Source organism: Streptomyces sp. NPDC045026 (assembly GCF_056432625.1).
Genome location: NZ_JBWKIS010000041.1, coordinates 15,977 through 40,111 on the forward strand (window position 1 = coordinate 15,977; position 24,135 = coordinate 40,111).

The following is a 24,135-nucleotide window of genomic DNA, read 5'->3' on the forward strand; positions in this document are numbered from 1 at the left end:
GAACTCCCGACCTTCCTCATCCCGAGCCAGGAGATGACTGGCCAGAGCGGTCGGGACCCTCTGCTCGGCTCTCCTCCATCCAAGAGCCAGCAGCAGTGGAGTAGCCGTCGGCTCAGCGACCGATCTCGAACTTGGGCGGTTCGAGGCTCTTCAGACATGCGGTCTTCGGTGCGGCCGGGGTGTCGAAGAAGGAGACGGTGATCTCCTGGGCGCACTTCGAGGTGGCGAACACCACGTGCGGCTCGAACGGGACCGTGACGACCTTGGCCTTGCTCAACGTACGGGCGACGTACGGCCCGTTGTCCGCCCCGGTCTGGGAGTCGAAGCTGCCCGACAAGGCGAGGGTGGGGATGTCGCCGCGGGTCACGTCCCGGATCGAGCGTGGTGCCGCGGGGACGTTCCAGACGTCGCAGTCCGGGCGGAGGAACGTGAGCTGAGGGGCTTGGGCCTGGACCGAGCGGGGGAAGGAGGGGAACGCGTCCTGTCCGCCTTGGAGCGCCTCTTCCTCGCTCTCGTACGGCGTCCACTCGCTGCAGAAGACTCCGTAGACGAGACCGTGCGCAACCCTGCCCATGGCCTGGGGGCTCAGCTTGCCGCCGGCCCACTGCTTGGCGATCCGCTGGGGCTTGCCGTGCGCCAGCTCATCGAGGGCGATGGGTACTTGGGGCGCCACGTGGGTGGCGGAGGTCATCCAGTTCACCAGTGCCCCGCCGTCCAGTACGACCTTCACCGGCTTGTCGCTCCCGGGGAGCTTGACCGTGGTGGTGACCGGCTTGGCTTCGAGGTCGCGGACGAGCTTGTCGAAGGTGGCCGACAGGTTCGGGTAGCGCTTGTTGCACGCGGGCTGGTCCGCGCAGGCCTTGAACAGGCCGTCGAAGCCCTGCCGGGCACTGCTCCAGGTCAGGGCCGCCCCGCCCTTGGACGGCGGCAGTATGCCGTCGAGGCCCACCGAGCGGAGCCCGTCGGGGTGCAGGCGCATGTAGACGAGTGCCAGGTGGGTGCCGTAGGAGATGGCGTACAGGTTCCACTGTTTGATTCCGAGCGCGGTGTGCAGGTCGTCGTAGTCGGCGGCGCTCTCGGTGTCGTTGTAGGCACTGAGGTCGATCCCACGAGCCGCCAGCTGGTCGTGGCAGGCCTTCGTGGCCTCGACGTGCAGGCGCTCGGTGGACGGCGCGTCGTAGACGAGACCGACCGTTTGCGCGTTGAACCTGTCGATGTTGGGACACAGGAGGTTCGGCTCGGCCGAGTACGTACCGCGCTGGGACATGAGGATCACGTCACGGTCGCGGTTCAGGCCGCCGTCGATCGCCATCTTCGCCTCCCCGACCGCGTCGTCCCCTGGTCCGCCAGCGAGCCACACGATGGGGTCGGGTTTCGGTGTGGCGGACTTGGCGGGCACGATCGCGACACCGAGTTTGATCGTTTTACCGGTCGACTTGGCGCGGTTCTCCGGCACGGTGAGGGATCCGCAGCGGGCCCCCTTGAGCGCCTCGACCGGTTCCGGCGTCTTGGGGCAGGGGCCCGGTTCGTAGCCGGCGTCGCCCACCTTGCGTGCGGCCGTGCCGATCGGCGCCTCGGGGCCGCCGCTGGTGTCGGTGCGGGACTGTGCCTGAGCAGGCGCTGCGAGCAGGCCGGTGACGAGGAGACCGGTTGCTATGCCGACCGACGTGGCCCGGAGTCGTCGTACGGGGCGTCGACGACGGAGCGCGTGGTGGAAGGTCATCTGCCCTCACAGTCATTTCGGGGTGATCGTGAACGGTTCGGGCTCGAGAGCGTCCACGCACGAGGTGTCGGGGGCGGTCGGGCGGGCGAAGAACGACGCCAGCACGCGCTGCGCGCAAGGAGACTGCGGGACCACCCAGTGGCCGATCCCGGGGACCTGTATGGCGGTCGAGCGGGACAGGTTGCGGGCCACGCCCTTCGCCCAACTCGCCCCGGTCTTCACGTCGAACGTGCCGGAGACGACGAGCGCCGGCACCGAGCTGACCGTGGCCACCCGCTGTACCTTCGCGCGGTCCGGAACGTTCCAGATCCCGCACGCCGGGTACTGGAAGGGCAGCTGCGGCACCTGTGCCAGGACTGTGTCCGGCCACCCGGGGAAGGCCTTGCGCCCCGCTTTCAGCACGTCGGATTCCGAGTAACCCGGAGCCCACTCGCCGCACGCTATCGAGTTCGTCAGGCCGTGCGCGAAGGCGCCGACGTTCTGGACCGAGCCGGCCGCGCGGGCCTGCGCGAAGCGCTTCGGATTTCCGCGGCTGAGTTCGTCGAGAGCCGCCGGGATGTCCTTGGGCCGGGGGGTTAAGGCGACGATCAGGTTCAGCAGCGCGCCCCCGTCGAGGACGACCTTGACCGGCTTTCCTCCGCTCGGCGGCGTGACGTTCAGAGTCAGGGGGTGCGCCTCCAGTTTGCGCACCTGCTCCGTCAGCAGGCGGGGAAGGTCCGGGTAGCGGTCCTTGCAGGCGGGCTGCGCCGCGCACGCCTTGAAGATGTTGTGGATTCCCTCAGCGGCGCTGCCCCATCCCCACGGCAGGGTCGTGACCTGGGGAGGTGTGATCGAGTCGATCGCGACCGCACGGATTCCCTCGGGGTGCAGGCGCAGGTAGGTGAGGGCCAGATTGCTGCCGTAGGAGTACCCGTAGACGTTCCATCGGGGGATGTCCAACGCCTTGCGCAGGTCGGCGAAGTCCGCGGCGTTCTCGGTGGTGTTGTAGGCGCTCAGGTCGCCGCCGGCGGCCGTCAGGCGGCCCCGGCAGTCCTTCACCGCCTTCAGCATGAGTTGTTCCGCCCGCTGTGAGTCATATCCCAGGCCCACGGCCTGCGCGTTGAACCGGTCGACCTCAGGGCAGGCGAGGTTCGGCTGGTCGTAGAGGTTGCCGCGCTGGGCCATGACGATCAGCTCGCGGTCCTTGTTCAGGCCGGAGTCCACGAGGAAGGGAATATCGTCGAACGTGTCGCCACCGGGGCCGCCCGCCATGAACACCACCGGGTCCTCGGAGGGCTTCTCCACAGCGGCCGGAATGACCGCGACGGCCAGCTTGACGGTTCGGCCGCCGGGGCGGGAGCGGTTCTCGGGGACCTCCAGGAAGCCGCACCGTGCCTTGCTCAGCGCTTCGATGGGCTCGGGCGGCTTCGGACAGGCACCCGGCACGAACCTGGGGGCTGCCGGGCTGGGCTCTGCGGCCTGGGCAGCTGCTGATGAGGCGCTGATCGGTGTGGTGCCGAATGCTGCCACGCAGGCCAGAGCGGCCGCGGCAGTCACCGCGTGGATGCTGCGCTTTGGCATGTGATCCCGTTCCTCTGCCGACATCGGCGGCGGCCACTGACGGGACCGGGCCGCGGCGGATTGGGCGGAACGCGCGTTTTCGACGTTACCGGGTGGCGCGTTCGGGTGCACGCCGAGCGGTCACAACCCGTACCCCCCGGCCCATCCGACACGATGGGACGCACGCCGCATCACCCTGCGGGGTTCGTTCCAGAAGAGGCCGGCGGCGCTGACGTGCGGGTCGACGCTGACCTTTCGTAATTCGTCCAGCACACCCTGCAGGTGGCGCTGGCTGAAGATGAGCATCCGATCGGTGACCTCCGAGCGGACGGTGCGCACGAACCTTTCCGCGGACCCGTTCGCTTGAGGGCGCTGCGGAGGGATCTTTACGACTTTGATGTCAGACAGTGTTACCGCAGCGCCCTGGGCAGGTGTCGGAGCAGCGCGGCGAGGCAGGCGCGGTCGGCCCGGTCGAAGCGTGCCGAGTTCTGGAACCCGACACGGGCTACGAGTGGACGACACGTGCCTGGTTGGCTCCGCCTGCGGAGGGCGGGTGCTACGACAGGTTCCATGAACGAAAGTGAGCGGCGGCCATTGGTCCCACCCGAGGTGGATCGCGTATCGAAGGACAGGATGCTCGCTCTCACCGACGGCGTGGTGGCCATCGCCATGACGTTGCTCGTGCTGGACATCAAGCTGCCCGAGGGCCTTCGCGGGGCGGAGCTGCACCGGGCACTGGACGAAGTTCAGTCCCAGGCGGGTGCCTTCCTGCTGAGTGCGGTGGTGATCGCGCTGTTCTGGCGCGCCCACCACGCGGCGCTGCGGAACGCAGGGCCGATCGACTCGTACCTGTTCTGGCTCAACGTGGCGTTCCTGATACTGGTGTCGTCGATTCCTTTTCCCACCAAGGTTCTTGAGGACTACGGCGACCAGTTCCTCGGTCCCGGCTTGTACGGGGCCGTCATCGGCGCGGCCGCACTGGTGCTGTATGCGATGGACCTGCACACCAGCCGCTCCGCCGGCGCGCCCTGGCGCCGCGTCCCGCTCCCCGCTCAGGCCGTCGTGTTTCTGCTCTCGGTGGGGATCGCGCGAGTCTCGCCCACCGCTGCGATCTACAGCTGGGCCGCCGCCGTGCCACTTTCCATGGTGGCCGCCCGGATCGCGGCACGGGGTCGCTGACCGGATGTTCCAGCTGGGGGAACGTGCTGTGTCGTGCCGGGAGGCGCGTGCGGCGCGCCTTACGGTCAGCTGGCATGACGCACGAATCGCAGGACGCATCCCACCTGAGCCGGCGCACCGCGCTCGCCGGGCTCGTCGGTGGGGCCGGGGTCGCGCTGGCTACCGGTTGCACCTCCTCGAGCCGAACCTCCGCACAAGGGATCGCACCCAGGCCCACGGCGTCGGCCACTGGCTCGCCGGTGGGTGCCACGCCTGGGGTGATGACGCTGTTCAAGGACCCGGCGTTCAACTTCAGTGGCCTCTGGGCCCTCGGCGGGGCAGGGTTCGGCGGAAGCGAGGTGGGCGAGGTGCTCACCGCCGTGAACACGATCAACAAGGCCGGCCTCTCCTCGCAGACGTACGTCGAGACCTTCAAGAAGCTCGGCGACCAGCTGATGAGGGCGCCCGAGGGCAGCAAGCCCGACCGGCAGACCAGGCGCCTGCGCGCGCTGCGGGCGGCGCAGTACTACGCCCAGGCTCTGTTCTTCGTCCTCGGCTCCGACACCCCCGAGAGCGAGGAAGAGCTGTACAGGGCCGGGCGCGGTGCCTGGGACAAGTTCTGTGAGCTGTGCGACCCAGCACCGGTGACGGCGGGCATCCCCTACGGGAAGACCCCGCTGCCGGTGTGGTTCTTCCGCCCTGACGACTCCGGCAAACAGCGCCCCACTGTGATCCTCACGAACGGCAGCGATGGACAGAACGTCGACATGTGGGCCTATGGCGTCTCGGCCGCCCTGGAGCGTGACTGGAATGCCCTCGTGTACGACGGGCCGGGCCAGGGGCAATTGCTCTTTGTGAACCGGGTGGTTTTCACACCGCGTTGGGAGACGGTGGTCACGCCGCTCGTCGACTGGCTGGTCGCCCGCTCCGACGTGGACGCCGGCAGGATCGCCCTGACTGGGCTGAGTATGGCGGGCAACCTGGCCCCCCGGGCCGCGGCCTTCGAGAAGCGCATCGCCGCCCTGGTGGCGATGCCTGGATGCCTGGAACCCTGGCTGGGCTTCCCGCCGGAGATTCGGGAGATCCTCACCCCGAACAAGGAGCAGACCAACAATATCTGGAACAAAGAAGTCGTCCCCGAGCTGCCTGCGGCCGCTGCCGCGACGATGAAGAAGCGCTTCGAGCCCTTCTCCATCCCGGCGATGCTCGCTGCCCGCGAGGGCAAGGTCTTCACGGACTTCTACACCCCCGCCAAAAGCATCGAGGCACTGACCATCACGAGCGTGGTAGGCCGCATCACGATGCCCACCCTGGTCCTTGACTACGAGTACGAGCAGTTCTATCCCGGGCAGCCGCGGACGATGTTCAACAAACTGACGTCCCCCAAGGACTACGTGAAGCTCACCGCGGCCACCGGCGCGCAGCTGCACTGTTCCCCGATGGCCCCGCAGCAGCACTGCGACGTCGTCTTCGACTGGCTGCAGGAGACGCTGCCGGGACGCTGATAGCCAGGTTGCAGCCGCTCGCCGAACGGGTGAGCGGCGAGATCAGGCGGACGACGGGCGTCATCACATATGGGGAACCAAGGTGAGCAGGTCTGACGAGCTGTTGAGCGCGGGGTGAGGTATTTCAGGTATCGCCCTCAACGTCACAGACGGAAGTAACTGGCCCGGCTGGGTTACCCGATCGCGGCGTCCACGGTGTGGGAAATCTTGAACGCTGCCGGCATTGATCGGCCACGGCGTAAGGCAGTGCATTGAGCAGGCCCACCGAGGTGTTGCTGAAGTTCTGCTGGAGGCCGTTGTCGATCTGCGAGGCGAAGACCGGGACTTCCCGCGGATCGGGTGTGCCGAGGCGGCCAAGGACGAGGGACGCGGGGGGCTTCGTTCGCCGTTCGGGGCAAGAAATCCCGCCGAACCGCGAGCCTGGTCGGGCCACGCGGCAGCGACCGCACTTGCTGGATCTCGGGGCCCACGTGGCGGCGGATCCGGCGACGCTCCCGCGTCTGATACGAGACGTGGTCTCGGTCGGAAGGGATCACGAGCGGTCCGGAAGAGGAGAGGCGGCCGCCACTCCCGCCCCTGTCGGCAAGCACGGTCAGGGCTGGGTGACCGTCCTGGACGACGCGGCCGTTGTGACGGTGGGCTCGGGCGTGGTGGCGACGGCGCCCTCCGCGTCGATGGGCAGCCGGCGCTGGGCGCGGCCCAGGCAGATCAGGACCAGGACCATCGCCGCCGGACAGAACGCGAAGATCACGAATGCGCCCCGGGCGCCGAGGCCCGTGTCGAGCAGTACTCCGCCGAGCCAGGGGCCGATCATCGCGCCGACCTTGGCCACCGAGGAGGCCCAGGCTGCCCCGTTGGCGCGTACGGCCGTCGGGTAGAAGGTGCCGGCGATACTGGTGATGCCGCCGTGGCCACCGTTGATGAACATCTTGGCCGAGATGACGACCACCACATACAGGGTTGGAGCGAGGGCTCCCAAGCCGAGAGTGAGCATGCAGACGACGGCGGCCAGCGGCATCCACAGGATGACGCCGGCGCCCTTCCGGTCGACGAAACGACTGATCGCGAGCTGCCCGAAGGCTCCCGCCACGCTGGCCGCCGCCGCGATGGTGGCCGCAGCGCTGACGCTGAACCCCATCCCCTCGTTGATCATCGGCGTCCAGAAGACCATGAAGTAGATCAAGGCGGAGGACAGCAGGTAGACCAGCCACAGAAGGGGAGTGATACGAGCCAGCGGGCCGCGGAAAAGGGCTGCCAGGGTGAATCCCTTGACTGCGGACTGCTGTTGGTGGTCCCCAGTGGTGAAGCGGGTGCCGGGTGCCAGGTCGAGGCCCGGCTGGAGACGGTGCAGGATGCGGGTGATCCGCTCGTCACTGCCGCTGCGGGCCCGTACCGCGAGGAACTTCACCGACTCCGGGACACATATCCACACCGCCACGACGGTGAGCAGGGAGCAGGCCCCGCCCAGTACGAAGACGGAACGCCAACCGTGGTCGGGGACCAGGAAGTTGGACAGCGGGCCGCCCGCGGCACCGCCGAGGGTGTAGCCGACCATGATGATCGAGACTCCGGTGACACGGAACCGCCTGGGCGCGTACTCCGCGGACAGCGCCCAGGTCAGCGGCAGCACCCCGCCGAGGAACAGCCCGGACACGAAGCGCAGGGCGAACAGGTGGGCATAGGTGTCGGCGTAGGCGAAGGCCAGCATGAAGATGCCGAAGCCGACGACGCAGGTGAGGATGGCGGGCCTGCGGCCGATGCGGTCGGCGACGTATCCCATGATCAACGCGCCGATCATGGTGCCGAACAGGCCGACCGTCCCCAGGGTGCCGATCTGGGTCTCGGTGAGGTGGAAGTCCTTCTTGATGTAGGTGGCGGCGAAGGACAGGATCTGGAAGTCGAAGCCGTCGAGGAACGTGATGAGGCAGCAGACCGCGTACATCGCGATCCAGCGGCGCGTGGCGGGCTGCCGCTCCACGATCGGGGCGAGTTCGACGACCGGGGGCTGTGCGTTCATCGGGGACTCCTCGCCGTTGAGGGGTGGTGAACGGACGTGGACACGAGGGCGGATGCCGGGGCTGGGGCCGGGTGGATGGTCACCGTGCCCATGTCGGCGTCGAGGGTGACGCGGTCGCCGGTCCGGATGACGGTGAGTGGGTCGGCGTCGAGGGCGGTCAGGGTCGGGACCCGGGTGACGACCGCGCCGAGCGCCGCCTTCGAGGTCACCGTCACGAAGATCATGCCGAGGGGCGCGGTGCCCGCGAGGCGGGTCGCCTGGAAGAAGCCGGACCAGCCGGATGAGCCTTTGGCGCCCGGGAAGACCAGGATCCGGCCCGCGAAGGACTGGCCGTACAGCGGGTGGCGGCGCTCGATGATGACCCCGCGGGCCGGGTCGATGCCGCCCCAGCCGGAGACCGTCGCCGACGAGACGAGTGCCTCGCCCTCGACGATCCCGGGGACGACCGTGCGTCCGTGGAGCACAACTGGTTTCCGATGCACCGCAGCTCCCCCTCCGCATTCCGTCTGATTCACCGTAGTTCTCCCTTCCAGCGGCCGGTGACAGCTGCCTCGACGCAGTCGGCGAGCGTCCCGAACCACGCCTCGATACCGAGGATCGCGGGCAGGTAGTGGGCCTGTTTGGCCGAGTCGGTCGCGAACACCTTGGTGCCGGGCGGCGCGGTGCGGGACATGGCGGGGCAGGAGTCGGTCATGACCCTGGCGCCGGCCGCCTCGATGACCGCGGTCCAGCCGTTGCGGTCGGCAGTGGTGCGCAGGGCACGCGGCACCATGAGCCACAGCTGCGTACCGGAGTTGAGCCGTCTGCCCTCCAGGAGGCGGGCGGTGTCGCGGACCTGGTCGAGGGAGGCGTGCGGACAGCCGAGGAGGACGAAGTCGACATCGGTGCGGGTGCCTTGGGAGTTGAGGTCCTCGTAGACGGCGCGGCGTTCGTCCGCGCCGTAGGGCACTGCTTCGGGGACGGTGTCGCCTGCGAACGCCGACTCCAGAGTGGGGGCCTCCGGGGTGATACCCGGCAGATGGAAGATCTCGACGCCGCCCGAGGAGGCCGCCGCCGCCCCGAAGTGCTTGAGGTCGAGGAGGTCGGGCTGCCCCAGGTCCCCGCTGATGACGGGGCGTTCCTCCTGGACGAGGTCACCCGCGAAGTAGCCGAGCATGCCCCAGTCGAGGGCGCCGGTGACGCGGGTGCGGACCTTGATGTGGTGGGTGCCCAGGCGATTGGCTCTGCGGTGGTTGCCCCAGCAGGGGATGCGCCCGGTGAGCGAAGCGGCTCCCGTGGAAGCGGTGCCCTCGCAGTTGGTGCGGGCGCCGAGCACGGAGTTGGCGTAGACGACGGCCGAGGACTCCATCCAGGCGACATGCTCCCCTCGTACGGGGATGTTGCCGACCTGGTAGGGCGTGCAGGTGGCGAGGATGTTGACGCCTTTGCGGCCGTAGAACGACTCGGCGTCCGACTGAAGTTGCACCAGGTCGTGGGCGGGGTGCGGGGCGATGCCCGCGGCGTCGGGGCCGAAGCTCTGCTGGAGCTGGCAGGTGGGGACGCGCATGTCGGGGATGGTGAAGTCGCCGTCGCTGTCCAGGTTGAGGACGGCATACGCCTTGTCCCAGCCGCCTTCGGCCACCAGGCGTGCCTTGGCGGGCGAGGGTTGGGTCATGGTGCCGGCGACGTTGCGTACGTCGCAGAGGTGCTCGGCGTCGAGAGCCCGTCCATAGCGGACCAAGAGGTCCATGGCCGCGGCGACCGCGGGTCCCTCGGCGCCGTCGAGCATGGCCTTGTCGGAGTCGGTGAGGTTCATACGGGACGGCTTTCGTCGGCGGGGCCTCGGTCGATGGGGCGGCGGCCGGCCGGCGCGCTCGGGACTTCCCGCGCAGGCCGGGCCTCGGCGTCGGCGTCGGCCGATGGGCGTGGAGTGAGGACCGCACCCTCCTGCAGGGGGCGGACGGTGCGCCGGTAGACGGAGAGCCAGCCGGTGACCGGTTCGGGTGCGGCGGCGGCGCGGGCATCGTCGGCGTCGCGCAGGGCGAGTTCCGCCTCCGGGACGAGGAGGTCGATGCGCCGGGTTCCCAGGTCGACGCGGATCGTGTCGCCGTCGCGGACTAGGGCGAGTGGACCTCCTTCGGCGGCTTCCGGGGACACCTCCCCGACCACGATGCCCTTGTTGACCAGGCCGGAGAGCTGGCCGTCGGTGACCACCGCGACCTTGCCGGTCAGCCCCGCCCCGTCGAGGGCGAAGACGGGCCGTGAGGCCATGCCCATGCCGGGGGTGCCCTTGGGTCCGAGGCCTCTCAGGACGAGCACTTGGCCGGGCAGCACCTCGCCGTCCCGCAGCCCGTCGAGGGCGGCCGTCGGGGTCTCGTAGACCTTGGCCGGACCGGTGAACGCCCCGGGGCGATCCTCGTCGACGGAGAGTTTGACGATGCCGGTCTCGGGGGCCAGGGAGCCGCGCACGAGCACGATGGTGGGGCGGGAGCCGAGCGGGTGCTCGCGGCTGCGGATGACCTCCGGCCCGGTGACGGGACGGCGGGCGCTCTCCTCGCCGAGGGTGCGTCCGGACACGGTGGGCGCGTCGCGATGGAGCAGGTCGCCGAGCTGCCGGATGACCGCGAGGGCTCCCCCGGCCGCCTCGAACTCCTCGATGGAATGCGGCCCGTTGGGGCGCACCGCAGCCAACAGCGGTACCCGGTCGGCCAGTTCCTCGTACAGACCGTAGACGTCGATGCCGGTCTCGGCCTCCTCGGCGACGGCCTGGAGGTGCTTGACGGAGTTGATCGAGGCGCTGAGGGCCAGCATCACCGTGACGGCGTTCTCGAACGCCTCGCGGGTGAGCAGGGCGCGCGGGCGGACGTCCTCACGTACCAGGTCGACGATCCGGCGGCCCGCCGCACGTACGTCATCCCACATGCGGGGGCTGTTCGCCTGCACGGGCGTCGACCCGGGCAGCGCGAGACCGAGGGCCTCACAGGCGATGTGCATCGAGTTGGCCGTGCCCATCCCCGCGCAGACTCCCGGTCCGGCGACGGCGTTCTCGCTCATGCCGGTCAGTTCGTCGAGGCCGAGGCGGCCCTGTGCGTGGTGGCCCGCGGCGAGGAACACGTCCTCGATGTCGCAGTGGCGGCCCGCGAAGGTGCCGCAGGGCTGGTAGCCGCAGCCTACGATGAGCGAGGGCAGGTCCAGGCGGGCGGCCGCCATCAGCTGGCCCGGCGCGGTCTTGTCGCAGGAGGCCAGGCACAGCATGCCGTCGAGTTGGGCGCCCTCCACGGCCGCCTCGATGTCATGGGTGATCAGGTCGCGGGCGGAGAGGATGTAGCCGCCTCGGCCGCCCACGCTGTGGATGAAGTCGCTCGGGGCGACGGTGCGTATTTCGAAGCCGATGCCGCCGGCGTCGGCGATCGCCTGTTTGGCGGCGACGGCGATCTCGTCGAGATGGCTGTAACAGGAGGCGAGCTGGGACGACGAGTTGACGATGGCGATCTTCGGTTTGGCCATGTCCTCGTCGGTGAGGCCGAGCGCGCGCCACTGGGCGCGGCGGACGGCCCAAGGGGAAGTTCCGGGGCGGTAGTTGCTGCGCAGGGGGGTGGATCGCAGCTCGGTGAAATCGTTCATGGCGAAGGGCCCTCAGCTCTCTACGTTGTCGGCAACGCGGGCCCGCAGCGCGGTGGGGTCGACGGTGTGCACGCTGCCTTCGGGGCCTGCCAGGTCCAGGGCGTGCGCCGCACCCGCCCCCATGGCTGCGCAGGGCCCCATCACGCGGACGCTGGAGAGGGCGGCCGCGTCACCGTCCGCGCAGCGGCCCGCGGCGACGAGGTTGTCGCAGTCGGGAGAGAGGAGGGAACGCAGCGGCACGTAGTGCACATGGTCCGCGTCGAACGTCTCCCAGACATAGCCGTCGGCCCGGTCGTGCAGTTCGACGGGCCAGGCGGTGCGGGCGACCGCGTCCTCGAAGCGGACGCCGGTGCGCACCTCGTCGAGGGACAGCTGGTGGACGCCCTTGATCCAGCGGGTCTGCCGGCGGCCGGGGAGTCCATAGGCGCGGACCCTGGCGTCACCGAACGCCTTGGGGAACTCGGTGCGCAGGAACTCCACCACACGGTCGGCCTGTTCGCGGCCTTCCAGCTGGGCAGCAGAGCTCGCGACGGGGTCGAGGGGCGCGGGGATGTGCGTCATGTTGAGGACGGCGGTGCCCCGGCCGGGGAAGAAGAAGGCGAGGCCGTCGCGGCGCGGCAGTCCGTAGGCGGCGGCCTTCGCTGCGACGTGTGCGGCGAGTTCGTCACGGCCCGGCTGGTGCTCCTCGTGGAGGTGTTCGAGGACGAGCTGCTGCGAGCCGTAAATGGTGCGCTCGGGAAGCCGGCAGGGCAGGCCCGCTTCCCAGGCGAGGGCGGCGTCGCCGGTGGCATCGACGAAGCCGGACGCGGTGACGCGGACGGCGCCGTGCCGGGTGGCGAAGGAAACAGCCTCGATCCGGCGGCCCGGACGCTCCACCTCGGTGATGCCCGCGCCGAGTACGACCCTGATGCCCAGGTCGTGGACGGTGCGTTCCACCCAGCGGCCCAGGGCCACCTCGTCATAGTTGACGGTGAGGGTGTGTCCGCGGTTGTAGTGCAGGTCACCGGTCTTGTCGAGATCGGTGAGGATGCCGTCGAAGATGCCGTGGGTCAACTGGTGGTAGTCCGGGCCGTTGCCGAACACTCCGCAGAACAGGCCGATGAGGGAGTTCACCATCTGGCCGCCGAGCAACGGCAGCGAGTCGACGAGTACGACGTCGCGGCCGAGCCTGGCGGCCTCGACGGCGGCCGAGACACCGGAGACTCCGGCGCCCACGACACACAGGTCGGCGGTGAGTTCGTGGGGTGCGGTGCCGGGTGACTTGGTGACGGTGTGGATTTTGAGTTCGGTGAGGGCGTGCGGCATCAGCGACTCCGTGCAGCGCGATGAGACGGGGCAAAGCGGGTGCAGCCCGGGTGGTCAGGGCCTGCGCCGCACAGTAGGAGAGCCTTCCGGCTTACGGGAACGCCCTGGTCAATAAGGTGTTCGACTGAGGGGTATCAATGGCGTTTATCGTCGTGGGCCGAGATTGGTCGTGGGCCGGGAAGCAGGAAGGGGGCCGGCTCAGGGAACGAGCGCGGGAAGTCGGTCCGCAGCCCTGCGCACCAGTGAGCGCAGCCACATGTGGGCCGGGTCCTGGTCATGGCCGGCGTCCCACCACAGGTGCTCGTCGAACGGTTCGAGGGCTGTCGGGCACGCGAGGGTGCGCAGGCCCGCGTCATCGGGCAGACTCGCGGCGAGCCGAGAGGGTACCAACGCCACGCGGTGTGTCCCCGCGATGAAGTCGGGTACGGCCCGGTAGCTCTCCACCCGGACGGCGATATGGGGACGGATGCCGAGCGCACTGAGTTGCCGGGTGGCGGGCGCCGCGGACGGGTATCCGTCGTCGCGGTGGTAGGGCACCACCCAGGGTTGCCCGGCGAGTTCGTCCGTACCGAAGCGGTCCGCCGCCGCCAACGGATGCTCCGCCGCGACCAGGCATACCCACCGGTCCCGGAACAGTGGGGCCGATGCGGCTCCGGGCACCTGGAAATGGCCGAGCGCGGGAGATATGACGCCGTCCACGAGACGTAGCGTGTCGGTGGCATCCCCGCCGATCACCTCCCTGACCAGTTGCATGTGCAAGGAGCAGTTCGGGGCTTCACCGGCCAGCAGTCGAGACAGGTGCGGGCCGATCACTGTCGCCGGATAGTCGGCCATCAGGAGGGTGAACTCCCGGCGCGAGGTGGCTGGTTCGAAGGCGCTGCCGGTCGCGAAGAGGCGCTCGGTCGCCGCGCACACCGTCTCCACTTGTCCGGCCAGTTGCGCGGCCAAGGGCGTGAGTACGTAGGCGCCCTGGGTGCGTACGAGCAGTTCGTCGCCGAAGTGCCGTCGCAGCCGGGACAGCGCGGCGCTGACGGCGGGCTGGGTGACACCGAGGCTGCGGGCGGCACGGGTGACGTTGCGTTCGCGAAACAGTGCCCTCAAGGTGACCAGGAGGTTCAGGTCCAGGTTGGCCAGGTGGGCGGCGGGGCGGGGGCGGGGTTCGGTGGTGGGTTTAGTGGTGGGTTCAGTCATGGTGGGGCGGAGATTGCCCTGGGCGACGGTGCGGGGGCAAGGGGACCTTCCGCTGGCCGGAAGCGAGCCCGTTCGCCAGGTCACCCGTGTCGGGCTCAGGTCCGTGACCGCCCTGTGGGTGCCAGAAACCTCGTCCCCGCTGGTCAGGTCCCACAGGGGCGTGGTCGTGAGTGCCTGCCAGTCGACGGTGCTGGAGGGGCGCCTCTCTGACTTTCGACGCAGTTCGCGCAGGTGTCGTGCACACCCGTCAACGGTGAATGCCTACGCGGTACATGACGATCCGACCGGCCGATCGGCTCGTCGGCCGACTGCCACTGCGCGAACGGGCTGTCGAAGTCGACGAGTTCACCCGTGGCGGGCCAGCACCAGCACACCCAGTCGGCGGTCACCCGTCACACCGCCTGCGGGCCCTCGCGTCCTGCCAGGTCCCGCTGCCACGCCTGCGTCCGGTCCGGGTCGCTAGCCGAGCAGCTGCGCGGAAGCACCAACACGGCGACAACTCCCGTGTCCGTACGGCCCTTCGCCCGCGCTGCATTCGCCCGTGCTTCACATGGTCCTCCCGAACCCACCTCATGGATGGGCTCCTTCCCTGAACGACCGCCACACCATGGAGCCCGAGCACAGGCCGAACGCCCGGCCGGACAGCCCGTCGCGACGGCCGCGAGTCCGGTATCCGACCACGTCACGACCATGGTCACGTCGCATCGCATGCATGTACCTTGCATACATTTGAAAGGAGCTGACAGGCGCATGACGCAAACCACCCCTTCCACCGCCGGCTCTCCCTCACCGGTGTCCCGCCGCCTCGAGGTACTGCGGCCCGGCCCCTGGCACCGACGGCTCACGGCGATCGTCGGCATCGGCGCCTTCTTCGACCTCTACGAGGTGTTCCTCGGCGGTGTACTCGCCGCCGCGCTCACCGAGCCCTGGCATCTGAGCCAGACCCAGAAGTCGTGGATCATCGCCGCCGGATTCCTGGGGATGTTCGTCGGCGCCAACGTCATGTCACTCCTCGCCGACCGTTTCGGCCGACGCCGGATGTTCCTGGTCAACCTCGCCACGTACTCCGCGTTCTCCCTGCTGTGCGCCGCCGCGCCCGACGTGAACTGGCTCATCGCGGCCCGGTTCCTCGCCGGACTCGGGCTCGGCGCCGAACTCGTGCTCGTCGACACGTACCTCTCCGAGCTGCTGCCGACGGCCGTGCGCGGACGCTACATCGCCTGGGCCTACACCGTCGGGTTCCTCGGTGTGCCACTGGCGGCGCTCCTCGGCGCACGCCTGGTGGCCGAGCACCAGATCGCCGGGGTCTCCGGCTGGCGCTGGCTGCTGGTGGCGGGCGCGTTCGGCGCCTTCTGCATCCAATGGATGCGGCGCACTCTCCCCGAGTCCCCCCGATGGCTGGAGGCCAAGGGACGGCGCGCCGAAGCCGAGGCCATCGTCGCGCACATCGAGACAGTCAACGAACCGGGGACTGCCGGTAAGCGCCCCGCGCCACGACAGGCCGAAGTCGAGACCGAGACCGAAGCGGTCCCCACCGTGCGGGTTCCACTGCGCCGGATGTTCCAGCCGCCCTACCGCCGCCGCACCGTCATGTGGTGGATCTTCCAGGTCCTGCAGACCGTCGGCTACTACGGTTTCGGCTCTCTGGCCCCCGTCGTCCTCGCAGCCAAGGGCCACTCGACAACCGCCTCGCTCGGGTACGCGGCGCTCAGCTTCTGCGGCTACCCGCTGGGTTCCGCTCTGTCGATTCCGCTCATCGAGCGGTTCGAGCGCCGCACCCTCATCATCGTCGCCGCCCTCGGCCAGGCCTTCTTCGGCGTCCTGTTCGGGTTCGCCGACGCGGCCTGGCTGATCGTGGGAAGCGGCTTCCTGCTGACACTCTGCAGCAACGTCTTCTCCAACGCGTTCCACGTCTACCAGGCCGAAATCTTTCCCACGAACCTACGCAGCAGCGCCATCGGCATCGCCTACTCGCTGTCGCGGCTGGTCTCCGTGATCCTGCCGTTCATCGCACTGAGTGTCCTCGACAACCTCGGCGCGACCGCGGTGTTCGCCGGCTCCGCCGCACTCATGGTGCTGCTGTGCCTCAACGTGGGGCTCTTCGGCCCCAGGACGAAGGGGCTGGCGCTGGACGCCATCTGAACGACCACCCGCCCCACCCTCCGGAGATCCAGGCCAGGCGGCGTCTCGGCGAGGCCGTCGCCCGGCTCCGCCTGCCAGACGTCGGGCGGCATCCCAGAGGGACCGTAAGGGTGGGTTTGCAACACTCCCGCAGAACCAGCACGCCCTGACGAAGCCACGCAGGCAAGCGCCTTGGCCCCTCCCACACCCAACCGGCCGCGGAAAAGGATGGATTGACGGAACGACACTGAAAGGGCAAAGATCGACAGGCACTGACTTGACAACGTTGTCGTACCGAGAGGATCGCGATGAGAGCGCTGAGACGCGTGTTCACCGCCTTGTTGATCGTCACCACTATGGCCATGGCCTCCGCCACCGCCGGCGTCGCGAACGCCAAGGAGCGGGGAGCGAAGTTCGCCGATGACCCCACGACGCTGGTCGACACATCGATCGGCAACAACGGTGACGGGACCACCTTCCCGGGCGCGGCCGCGCCGTTCGGCATGGTGCAGCTGAGTCCTGACACGCAGCTGAACAAGTACGCCTCGTACGACTACGCCCAGGACACCATCCTCGGCTTCAGCCACACACACCTGTCGGGCGTCGGCTGCCAGACGATGGGCAACATCCGGTTCATGCCGACCACCGGTGCGGTCACCTCGTCCGACCCGGCGCAGTACGGTGCGAAGTTCAGTCACGACAACGAGACCCGCGCGCCCGGCTACTACGGCGTGAAGTTCGACAACGGCATCAAGGCCGAGCTCTCCGCCACGCAGCGGACCGGCCAGCACCGCTACACCTACCCCGGCGGATCAGGCTCCGAGAACGTGCTCATCGAGGCCGGCGAGAGCAACGGCAGCACCTACGCCGGCGACGTCAAGGTGGTCGGCAACGACACCGTGGAAGGCTGGGTCCAGGGCGGCAACTTCTGCGGCGAGACCGGCAAGGAGCGCTACCGGGTCTACTTCAGCGCCAAGTTCGACCGGACGTTCTCGAAGTACGGCACCTGGACCGACGGCACCCTCACGCCGAACCAGCGCGAAGCATCGCGCGGCACCAAGCGCGCCGGTGCCTGGCTGACGTTCGACCCGGCCAAGGGCGACCAGGTCGGTACGTCGGTGGGCCTGTCCTACACCTCGATCGACGGCGCGCGCCTCAACCGCGGGGCCGAGCAGCCCAAGTCGTTCGACAAGGCCCGCGCCGGCGCGCACGACGCCTGGCGCGACGAGCTGAACCGGATGCGCGTGGCCGGCGGCAGCACCGCCGACCAGCGCACGTACTACAGCGCGCTCTACCACTCGCTGCTGCACCCGTCGATCGGTTCTGACGTCGACAACCGCTACCGCGGCTTTGACGACAAGGTGCACCGAGCGGATTCCACGTACTACCAAATGTTCTCGCTCTGGGACACCTACCGCTCGCAGAACCAGCTGGTGGCCCTGCTCAACCCGGACAGGGCCGCGGACATGGCCAAGTCCGTGCTGCACATCTACCAGGACGGCGGCTGGCTGCCGCGCTGGGGGCTCGGTGGCGGCGAGACCAACGTGATGAGCGGCGATCCCATCACCCCGTGGATCGTCGACATCTACCAGCGTGGGCTGCTCGACAAGCACACCTCGCACCAGCTCTTCGACGCCCTGTGGAAGAACGCCAACGAGGTCCCCACCGACCAGTCGGTCTTCCGTGGCCGTGACGGCAATCCGTCGTACGTCAAGAACGGCTGGGTCGGGTACCAGAACCTGCCCGGCTACCTGTACGGCGACAGCCGCCAGTCGGGCTCGGCCACACTCGAGTACGCACTCGGCGACTGTGCGCTGTCCACGATGGCCGGTGACCTGGGCTACCAGGACAAGGCCGCGACGCTCGCCTCGCGTTGCGACAACTTCGCCAAGCTGTGGGACCCGAGCGTCACGTCGCAGGGTTTCTCAGGGTTCCCCGTCGCCAAGAACGAGGACGGCACCGTCGCCGGTGATCCCGACCCCACCCAGGCCGGTGCGTTCCACGAGGGCACCGCATGGCAGTACCAGTGGCTCGCCCAGCAGGACCCGCAGACCCTCTTCGGTCTCATGGGCGGCCAGGCGGCTGCGGAGCAGCGGCTGGACAAGTTCTTCGACATGCCGACCGTCCTCACCGACCCGGCGAAGGCCGCCTCGGAGTCGTGGGTGAGCGGCGCGTACGACTACCACAACAACTTCGCCTTCAACCCCAACAACGAGCCCGACTTCCACACTCCGTGGATGTACTCGTGGACCGGCGCCCCGTGGAAGACGTCCGCGGTGCTGCGTGCGATGCGAACGCTCTTCACCGACGACGCGTACGGCATGCCCGGCAACGACGACCTCGGCGCCACGTCGTCGTTGCTCGTCTTCGCCATGGCCGGCGTGTTCGAGGCGCAGCCCGGCTCCGCCAACTACATCGTTACTGCGCCCATGTTCGAAAAGGTCGAGATCCGGCCCGAACACGGACGCAAGATCAACATCGAGGCGCCGGGCGCTGACGCGTCGAAGCTCCAGTACGTGTCCTCCGTGAACACGGGCAAGGGCACGTTGCACCAGAGCTGGCTCTCCCACAAGGATCTGCTCCGCTCCGGCACGATCAAGATCGACCTTTCCGACAAGCCCACGACCTGGGGCGTCAGCGCCGCCCCGCCCGCCATCGACCAGCACTGACGTTGTCGGCTGCGGCCCCTCCACACAGGGGCCGCACTGCGGCTGCCCGCTGTGCAATCCGTTCTGTACGACCGACGAACGCGCGGTTCTCGAACTCGCCCTCCACGCGCCACCCAAGCGCGCCCGCGCGGGCGCTGCGAGGCATGATCGAGTCGCTTGACGAGCTCTACCCGGCCCGGATCCGGCCGGAGTGAGTGGTGGTTGGCACCCGCCGCGCTCGGGCCGCACGCTGCGAGCGGAATCCTACCCAGGCAGTTCCGTGCGCTCCCACCACTCGTACACGGGCAACAGGCCCTGCGAGGTCTCCTCCTGACGTGTCGTGACCTTGAAGTGTTCGTATCCCCCGCGCAAGGGAACTTTGATGTCGAGCCCGGGCGCGGAGACGGAGACGATCCGCTCAGGAAGATCGTCAGGACCGCCCTCGAGAACTGCTTTCATCTCGTCGACCATGACCCGATCTTCCCCGCAGGCCCGACCGGCTCCTTCATGACGCGCCGACACGTCTGCCACCGCCCTCTTTCCGTGCCGGCGACCCCCACCACCGCGAGGGGCTCATCAGGGCGGATCCAGGCGGCGCCCAGTTGAGAGCGGGCTGCGTGTCCAGCGGCTGGTGAGGAAACTGGCGAAGTCGACCCGGCCTTGGCTTTCGATGTCGTCAGGCGCTGCCGGAGGCCGGTCAGCCTGGCCGGTGCGACGGTGCGACGGTGTCGGCGGACACGTCGGCGGTGTCCGGCGTGCTGGGGACGGCCCGGTTGCCTTCGATGCGGGTGTCCACGGCGACGTTGCCCCGTAGCGCTCCAGAATGGGTTCACGGGACCTGGCCTCGGGGAAGGCGCGTAGCACACCATCTCTCCGGCATGATCAGTGCTCGTGCTGGTACGACTTGCCTACTTGATCACCGTGCGGATCTTCGCGTGGCTGATCCTGCTGTCCCGATCCTCTGCGGCCAAGAACGTCGAGATACTGATACTGGGCCACGAGCTCGCGGTTCTCCGCCGACAGGTCACCACGCCCAAGCCCGGCTGGTCAGACCGGGCGCTGCTCGCCGCCCTGGCCCGACTGCTCCCCCGAGCCCTGCGCGGGCACCGGATCGTCTCACCGCGGACCCTGCTGGCCTGGCACCAGCGGCTGGTGAGGAAGCAGTGGACACAACCGCCCTCCCCGGAACGCCCGCCCCTGCCGGAAGAGATTCGCGACCTGATCATTCGGCTCAGCACCGAGAACCATCAATGGGGCTTCCGGCGCGTGCACGGCGAACTACCCCTGGATCTCCTGATCTGGGCGGGATGTGTCAGGAAGCCCGTACAGCCACGCCCCAATGAGGCATCGCCCGCAAGGCCGACGTTCCCACCAAGGACAGCCGAAGCGTCGGTCAGGCGGAGAGTCGGGCTTCCGGGCGATGCCGTGGTCCGTAGGCAATCGTCGCTGTCAGGTGGTGGCGGATTTGGCATCGGCCGCTGCCGGGGCTTCGGCCATGCCGCTCACGCTGTCGTTCCGGCCGCCTCCTCGTACGAGAAGGACGCTGAGTGCGGCCAGAATTCCGACCACCGTCAGGCCGACCAGGCCCCCCTTGGTGGAACCCGTCGTGGTCTCCAGAATGCCGAAGGCGGTCGGGGCGACGAAGCCGCCCAGGTTGCCGATGGAATTGATGAGCGCGATGCCCGGGGCGGCAGCGCGGGCGTCCAGGTAGTTCTGCGGAATGGTCCAGAAGATGGGGGATGCCGGCTTGAAGCCGACCGCGGCGATGCACAGGGCGCCGAGGCCGAGCCACGGCGAGACGTACACGGCGAGGAGTGTGCCGAGGCTGCCGATGAGCAACAGCGTGATCAGCAGGGGGCGGCGCTTGCCCGTGCGGTCGGAGATCCGGCCGGAGACCCAGACGGCGACGATCGCGAACAGCCAGGGTACGGAGGTGAGGAGGCCGACCTGGAATTCGGAGAGGTTGCCGATGTCGTCGACGATCGAGGGGAGCCAGAACGTCACCGCGTACAGGGCGACGTTGATCGCGAAGTAGATCCAGAGGAAGAGCAGCATCTGGGGGTCGGCGAGCAGCTTCCAGCGGGAGACCTTCGCGGCGCCGCGCTTGCTTTCGCGGGCGGCCTGTTCGGCGTCGATCGTGGCTACGAGGCCCTGCTTCTCCTCGTCGGTGAGCCAGTCCGCGCTCTCGATGCTGTTGTCCAGGAAGCGATAGACGACGAAGCCGAGGACGACCGAGAAGAGGCCCTCGATGAAGAACATCCACTGCCAGCCGGCGTGACCGAGGAGGCCGTGCATCTCCATGAGCGCGCCGGAGATCGGGCCGACGATGACGGTCGCCGTGCCGGAGCCCATCAGGAAGACGGAGGTGGCGCGGCCGCGGTGGGAGTCGGGGAGCCAGCGGGAGAAGTAGTAGATGACCGCGGGGAAGAAGCCCGCTTCCGCGACGCCGAGGAGGAAGCGCAGCACGTAGAACATCTCGGCGCTGTTCACAAAGGCCATGGCGGTGGCCACGACCCCCCAGCTGATCATGATCCGGGTGAGCCAGATCCGTGCGCCGAATCGCTCCATGAGGATGTTGGAGGGCACTTCGAAGATCGCGTAAGCGATGAAGAAGATGCCGGCGCCGACGCCGAACGCGGCGGCCGACAGACCGGTGTCGGCGCTCAGTTCGTCCTTGGCGAAGCCGATGTTGACCCGGTCCATGTAGTTCACGACGAACATGATGAAGAACAGCGGTATGACGCGCTTGAAGATCTTCTTGATGGCGGACTCGACGGCCGGGGGGTGCTGCACGGCGCCGTTGACGGCGCTCTGGGGTACTGCGGACACGAGCGGCTCCGATCGTGAAAGCGGGGTACGGCAGGGGCGGGAGTCGCCGAGGCCGGGAAGGGGCTCCCGGCGGGGAACTCCCGCAACCAGAGCCGGGGGCCGGGACGTACGAACGCCCGGCTCCCGTCAGGCAGTTGGTGTCACCAGCGGGGGACGGCCGGGGTTTCCCAGGCCGGGTCGGCGACCCGCATCGCGGCCGCGTCGTCGCGCTCGCGCATCGTGCCGTCGTCGTCCAGCCAGCGCTGGTGCAGGACGGCGAGCCTGTCGCGGTCGAGGGTGACGCCGAGGCCCGGGGTGTCGGAGACGGTCACCTTGCCGTCCGTGAAGGTGATCCGTTCGTTCAGCACGTCCTCGGACTGCCAGGGGTAGTGCGAGTCACAGGCGTGGTGCAGGTTCGGGACGGTGGACGCCACGTGTGTCATCGCGGCGAGCGAGATGCCCAGGTGGGTGTTGGAGTGCATCGACACTCCGACGCCGAAGGTGCGGCATATGGCGGCGAGTTCGCGGGTGTTGCGCAGGCCGCCCCAGTAGTGGTGGTCGGACAGGACGACCTGGACGGCGTCGCGGGTGAACGCCTCCTTGACCTCGTCGAAGGTCGTCACACACATGTTGGTGGCGAGCGGCACGTCGGTGCGGGCGGCGACGGCGGCCATGTTGGACGTACCGAGAGTGGGGTCCTCCATGTACTCCAGGACGTCCTGCAGCGCCTCGATGACCTTGATGGATGTGTCGACGGACCAGGCGCCGTTGGGATCGAGTCGCAGCGGGCTTGTGGGGAACGCCTCGGCGAGGGCGCGTATCGCCGCGATCTCCTGCTCGGGCTCGAAGACGCCGCCCTTGAGCTTGAAGGAGCGGAAGCCGTAGCGCTCGGTGAACTTGCGTGCCTGGTCGACGATGCCGGCCGGGTCGACGGCCTCGCCCCAGTCGTCCACCTCGGAGTCGACGCCCTTCGGGTGCTCGCCCCACTTGTAGAAGAGGTAGCCGCTGTACTCGACGGCGTCGCGCACCTTGCCGCCGAGCAGGGCGTGGACCGGCAGGCCCTGTGCCTTGCCGAGCGCGTCCAGGCAGGCGACCTCGAAGCCGCAGACGACGGACAGCCGCAGCTTGTCGGCGGTCTGGACGCCTCGCAGTCCGCCCACGTCCACCTGGTTCGTCACCCGCTCATCGGCCACCGCAACCTCGTCCGCGACCGTGAACAGGCCGTTGAGGTCCGCGACCGACCGGCCGACCAGCTTCTCGGCATACGGGCGGGCCAGCTCCAGGTACTTGGTGTCGCCGTAGGTCTCGCCGAGACCGGTGATCCCGTCCGCCGTGGTGACCTCGATGATCAGGCGGGGGGTGTACGGCTGGTGCACGCCTTGGGCGTTGAGCAGCGGCGGGTCGGCGACGAGGATCGGGGTCAGCCGGACGTCGGTGATCGTCAGGTCGTTCATCGGGTGGCTCCAACGAGGTTCAGGCCGGTGGTGAGCAGTGTTTCGAGGTCGGCGAGGTCTGAGGGGGTCGGATCGGTGAGGGGCGGGCGGACCGGTCCGACGGGGCGGCCGCGCAGCCGGGCCGCCGCCTTGACCAGGGACACCGCATAGCCGGGGCGCCGGTCGCGCAGCTCGACGAAGGGGACGTAGAAGTCGGCGAGCAGCTTGTCGACGCGGCTGTCGTCGGCTGCCGACAGGGCCTGGAAGAAGGCGTTGGCGATCTCCGGGGCGAAGGCGTGGACGGCCGAGGAGTAAGCGGGGATACCGACCGTCGCGTAGGCGCGGGCCTGGAGCTCGGCTGTCGGGGCGCCGTTGAAGAAGAGAAAGCCGTCGGGGGCGGCGAGGGTGCTGCGCTGGAGCCGGTCGAGGTCGCTGTGGCCATCCTTGAGGCCGATGACGCCGGGGATCGCTGCGATCCGGCGAACGGTCTCCGCGTCATACGTCACGTGGTCGCGCTGATAGGCGATGAGTGGCAGCCGGGTGCCGTCGGCGATCCGGCGGAGCTGCTCGACCAGGCCGTCCTGCGGGGCCTTGTTGAGGTAGTGCGGCAGGACGAGGAGTGCGTCGGCTCCGGCCTCTTCGGCGATACGGGCGAAGCGCAGTGCCTGGGCGTAGCCGTAGCCGGTACCGGCGACGACCGGGACGTGGCCCGCCGTCACCTCCACGGCGGCGGCGACGACTTGGCCGTACTCGTCCTCGTCGAGGGCGCTGAACTCCCCCGTGCCGCAGGCCGGAAAGACTGCACCGGGGTTCGTCTCCAGTTGCCCGGCGAGATAGCTGCGAAAGCCGTCGAGGTCCAGCGAACCGTCGGCGTGGAAGCTGGTGAGCGGGAACGACAGCACGCCCTGCGCCATGCCGTCGCGCAGCCGCGCCGCAGTGCCGGCGTGGGGGGTCCGAGTCACCATGCTGTCTCCGTATGTAGATGACGTTCGCACATGGGGATGGACAGTAGGCTCGGGAAACCACCCCGTCAATGGGTTCGAGCAAGCGATTCGGCATGGCGTGGAGAGGCGGACGCGCAGGT

At 68.8% G+C, this 24,135-nt stretch carries 16 protein-coding genes; 4 read left to right on the top strand and 12 right to left on the bottom strand.

Going from position 1 to position 24,135, the window contains the following annotated elements:
* Positions 1 to 112 precede the first annotated feature (112 nt).
* Positions 113 to 1,723 carry an alpha/beta fold hydrolase gene (locus tag AC07EJ_RS42880; protein WP_389484052.1) on the bottom strand — a complete coding sequence of 537 codons (1,611 nt, stop codon included), beginning with the start codon at positions 1,721 to 1,723 and terminating at the stop codon, positions 113 to 115.
* A 12-nt stretch (positions 1,724 to 1,735) separates the two neighbouring features.
* Complete coding sequence (locus AC07EJ_RS42885) at positions 1,736 to 3,283, bottom strand: alpha/beta fold hydrolase (protein WP_478886276.1); 1,548 nt, start codon at positions 3,281 to 3,283, stop codon at positions 1,736 to 1,738.
* A 549-nt stretch (positions 3,284 to 3,832) separates the two neighbouring features.
* On the opposite strand from AC07EJ_RS42885, the gene AC07EJ_RS42890 reads away from it, so the two are divergent.
* Together AC07EJ_RS42890 and AC07EJ_RS42895 are read left to right on the top strand one after the other, a co-directional pair.
* Complete coding sequence (locus AC07EJ_RS42890) at positions 3,833 to 4,441, top strand: TMEM175 family protein (RefSeq protein ID WP_389484056.1); 609 nt, start codon at positions 3,833 to 3,835, stop codon at positions 4,439 to 4,441.
* Between the two features lie 74 nt (positions 4,442 to 4,515).
* Positions 4,516 to 5,925, top strand: coding sequence for an alpha/beta hydrolase family protein (locus tag AC07EJ_RS42895; RefSeq protein ID WP_389484058.1), 1,410 nt, complete (start codon positions 4,516 to 4,518; stop codon positions 5,923 to 5,925).
* Positions 5,926 to 6,517: 592 nt separating this feature from the next.
* Here AC07EJ_RS42895 and AC07EJ_RS42900 read toward each other — a convergent pair.
* The 6 genes from AC07EJ_RS42900 to AC07EJ_RS42925 form a co-directional block, all read right to left on the bottom strand.
* A complete protein-coding gene (locus AC07EJ_RS42900; protein ID WP_389484060.1) occupies positions 6,518 to 7,942 on the bottom strand; it encodes an MFS transporter in 1,425 nt (474 codons plus the stop codon).
* The gene (locus AC07EJ_RS42905; protein WP_478886277.1) at positions 7,939 to 8,406 is read right to left on the bottom strand and encodes an aconitase X swivel domain-containing protein; all 468 of its coding nucleotides are present in this window, start codon (positions 8,404 to 8,406) and stop codon (positions 7,939 to 7,941) included. Before AC07EJ_RS42905 ends, AC07EJ_RS42900 begins: the two co-directional genes overlap by 4 nt.
* Positions 8,407 to 8,453: 47 nt before the next feature.
* Positions 8,454 to 9,737 (bottom strand): aconitase X, encoded by a 1,284-nt coding sequence (locus AC07EJ_RS42910; protein ID WP_389484064.1) that lies wholly within the window; start codon positions 9,735 to 9,737, stop codon positions 8,454 to 8,456.
* Entirely contained in the window at positions 9,734 to 11,545 is a 1,812-nt protein-coding gene (gene ilvD / locus AC07EJ_RS42915; RefSeq protein ID WP_478886278.1) for a dihydroxy-acid dehydratase, read from the bottom strand. Before ilvD ends, AC07EJ_RS42910 begins: the two co-directional genes overlap by 4 nt.
* Positions 11,546 to 11,557: 12 nt before the next feature.
* Positions 11,558 to 12,850: an FAD-dependent oxidoreductase gene (locus AC07EJ_RS42920; protein WP_389484067.1), complete on the bottom strand. Its 1,293-nt coding sequence runs from the start codon at positions 12,848 to 12,850 to the stop codon at positions 11,558 to 11,560.
* Positions 12,851 to 13,048: 198 nt separating this feature from the next.
* Entirely contained in the window at positions 13,049 to 14,041 is a 993-nt protein-coding gene (locus AC07EJ_RS42925) for a LysR family transcriptional regulator (protein ID WP_389484069.1), read from the bottom strand.
* A 750-nt stretch (positions 14,042 to 14,791) separates the two neighbouring features.
* On the opposite strand from AC07EJ_RS42925, the gene AC07EJ_RS42930 reads away from it, so the two are divergent.
* Both AC07EJ_RS42930 and AC07EJ_RS42935 read left to right on the top strand, forming a co-directional pair.
* Positions 14,792 to 16,183 (top strand): MFS transporter, encoded by a 1,392-nt coding sequence (locus AC07EJ_RS42930; protein ID WP_478886279.1) that lies wholly within the window; start codon positions 14,792 to 14,794, stop codon positions 16,181 to 16,183.
* A gap of 287 nt (positions 16,184 to 16,470) precedes the next feature.
* Positions 16,471 to 18,831, top strand: a complete 2,361-nt coding sequence (locus AC07EJ_RS42935; protein WP_389484073.1) for a GH92 family glycosyl hydrolase — start codon at positions 16,471 to 16,473, stop codon at positions 18,829 to 18,831.
* A gap of 243 nt (positions 18,832 to 19,074) precedes the next feature.
* On the opposite strand, the gene AC07EJ_RS42940 is transcribed toward AC07EJ_RS42935, so the two are convergent.
* The 4 genes from AC07EJ_RS42940 to AC07EJ_RS42955 form a co-directional block, all read right to left on the bottom strand.
* Positions 19,075 to 19,281, bottom strand: coding sequence for a DUF5988 family protein (locus AC07EJ_RS42940; RefSeq protein ID WP_389484075.1), 207 nt, complete (start codon positions 19,279 to 19,281; stop codon positions 19,075 to 19,077).
* Between the two features lie 978 nt (positions 19,282 to 20,259).
* Positions 20,260 to 21,639, bottom strand: a complete 1,380-nt coding sequence (locus AC07EJ_RS42945) for an MFS transporter (RefSeq protein ID WP_478886280.1) — start codon at positions 21,637 to 21,639, stop codon at positions 20,260 to 20,262.
* Positions 21,640 to 21,779: 140 nt separating this feature from the next.
* The gene (locus AC07EJ_RS42950) at positions 21,780 to 23,072 is read right to left on the bottom strand and encodes a glucarate dehydratase family protein (protein ID WP_478886281.1); all 1,293 of its coding nucleotides are present in this window, start codon (positions 23,070 to 23,072) and stop codon (positions 21,780 to 21,782) included.
* A complete protein-coding gene (locus tag AC07EJ_RS42955) occupies positions 23,069 to 24,016 on the bottom strand; it encodes a 5-dehydro-4-deoxyglucarate dehydratase (RefSeq protein ID WP_389484081.1) in 948 nt (315 codons plus the stop codon). The genes AC07EJ_RS42950 and AC07EJ_RS42955 overlap by 4 nt, the downstream gene beginning before the upstream one ends.
* Positions 24,017 to 24,135: the final 119 nt, after the last annotated feature.

Excerpts from the sequence above, each read along its gene's own strand:
- AC07EJ_RS42950 (WP_478886281.1), bottom strand. The coding sequence starts at position 23,072 with ATGAACGACCTGACGATCACCGACGTCCGGCTGACCCCGATCCTCGTC.
- AC07EJ_RS42920 (WP_389484067.1), bottom strand. The coding sequence starts at position 12,850 with ATGCCGCACGCCCTCACCGAACTCAAAATCCACACCGTCACCAAGTCA.
- AC07EJ_RS42940 (WP_389484075.1), bottom strand. The coding sequence starts at position 19,281 with ATGGTCGACGAGATGAAAGCAGTTCTCGAGGGCGGTCCTGACGATCTT.
- AC07EJ_RS42925 (WP_389484069.1), bottom strand. The coding sequence starts at position 14,041 with ATGACTGAACCCACCACTAAACCCACCACCGAACCCCGCCCCCGCCCC.
- ilvD (WP_478886278.1), bottom strand. The coding sequence starts at position 11,545 with ATGAACGATTTCACCGAGCTGCGATCCACCCCCCTGCGCAGCAACTAC.
- AC07EJ_RS42910 (WP_389484064.1), bottom strand. The coding sequence starts at position 9,737 with ATGAACCTCACCGACTCCGACAAGGCCATGCTCGACGGCGCCGAGGGA.
- AC07EJ_RS42890 (WP_389484056.1), top strand. The coding sequence starts at position 3,833 with ATGAACGAAAGTGAGCGGCGGCCATTGGTCCCACCCGAGGTGGATCGC.
- AC07EJ_RS42880 (WP_389484052.1), bottom strand. The coding sequence starts at position 1,723 with ATGACCTTCCACCACGCGCTCCGTCGTCGACGCCCCGTACGACGACTC.
- AC07EJ_RS42895 (WP_389484058.1), top strand. The coding sequence starts at position 4,516 with ATGACGCACGAATCGCAGGACGCATCCCACCTGAGCCGGCGCACCGCG.
- AC07EJ_RS42955 (WP_389484081.1), bottom strand. The coding sequence starts at position 24,016 with ATGGTGACTCGGACCCCCCACGCCGGCACTGCGGCGCGGCTGCGCGAC.
- AC07EJ_RS42930 (WP_478886279.1), top strand. The coding sequence starts at position 14,792 with ATGACGCAAACCACCCCTTCCACCGCCGGCTCTCCCTCACCGGTGTCC.
- AC07EJ_RS42935 (WP_389484073.1), top strand. The coding sequence starts at position 16,471 with ATGAGAGCGCTGAGACGCGTGTTCACCGCCTTGTTGATCGTCACCACT.
- AC07EJ_RS42885 (WP_478886276.1), bottom strand. The coding sequence starts at position 3,283 with ATGCCAAAGCGCAGCATCCACGCGGTGACTGCCGCGGCCGCTCTGGCC.
- AC07EJ_RS42900 (WP_389484060.1), bottom strand. The coding sequence starts at position 7,942 with ATGAACGCACAGCCCCCGGTCGTCGAACTCGCCCCGATCGTGGAGCGG.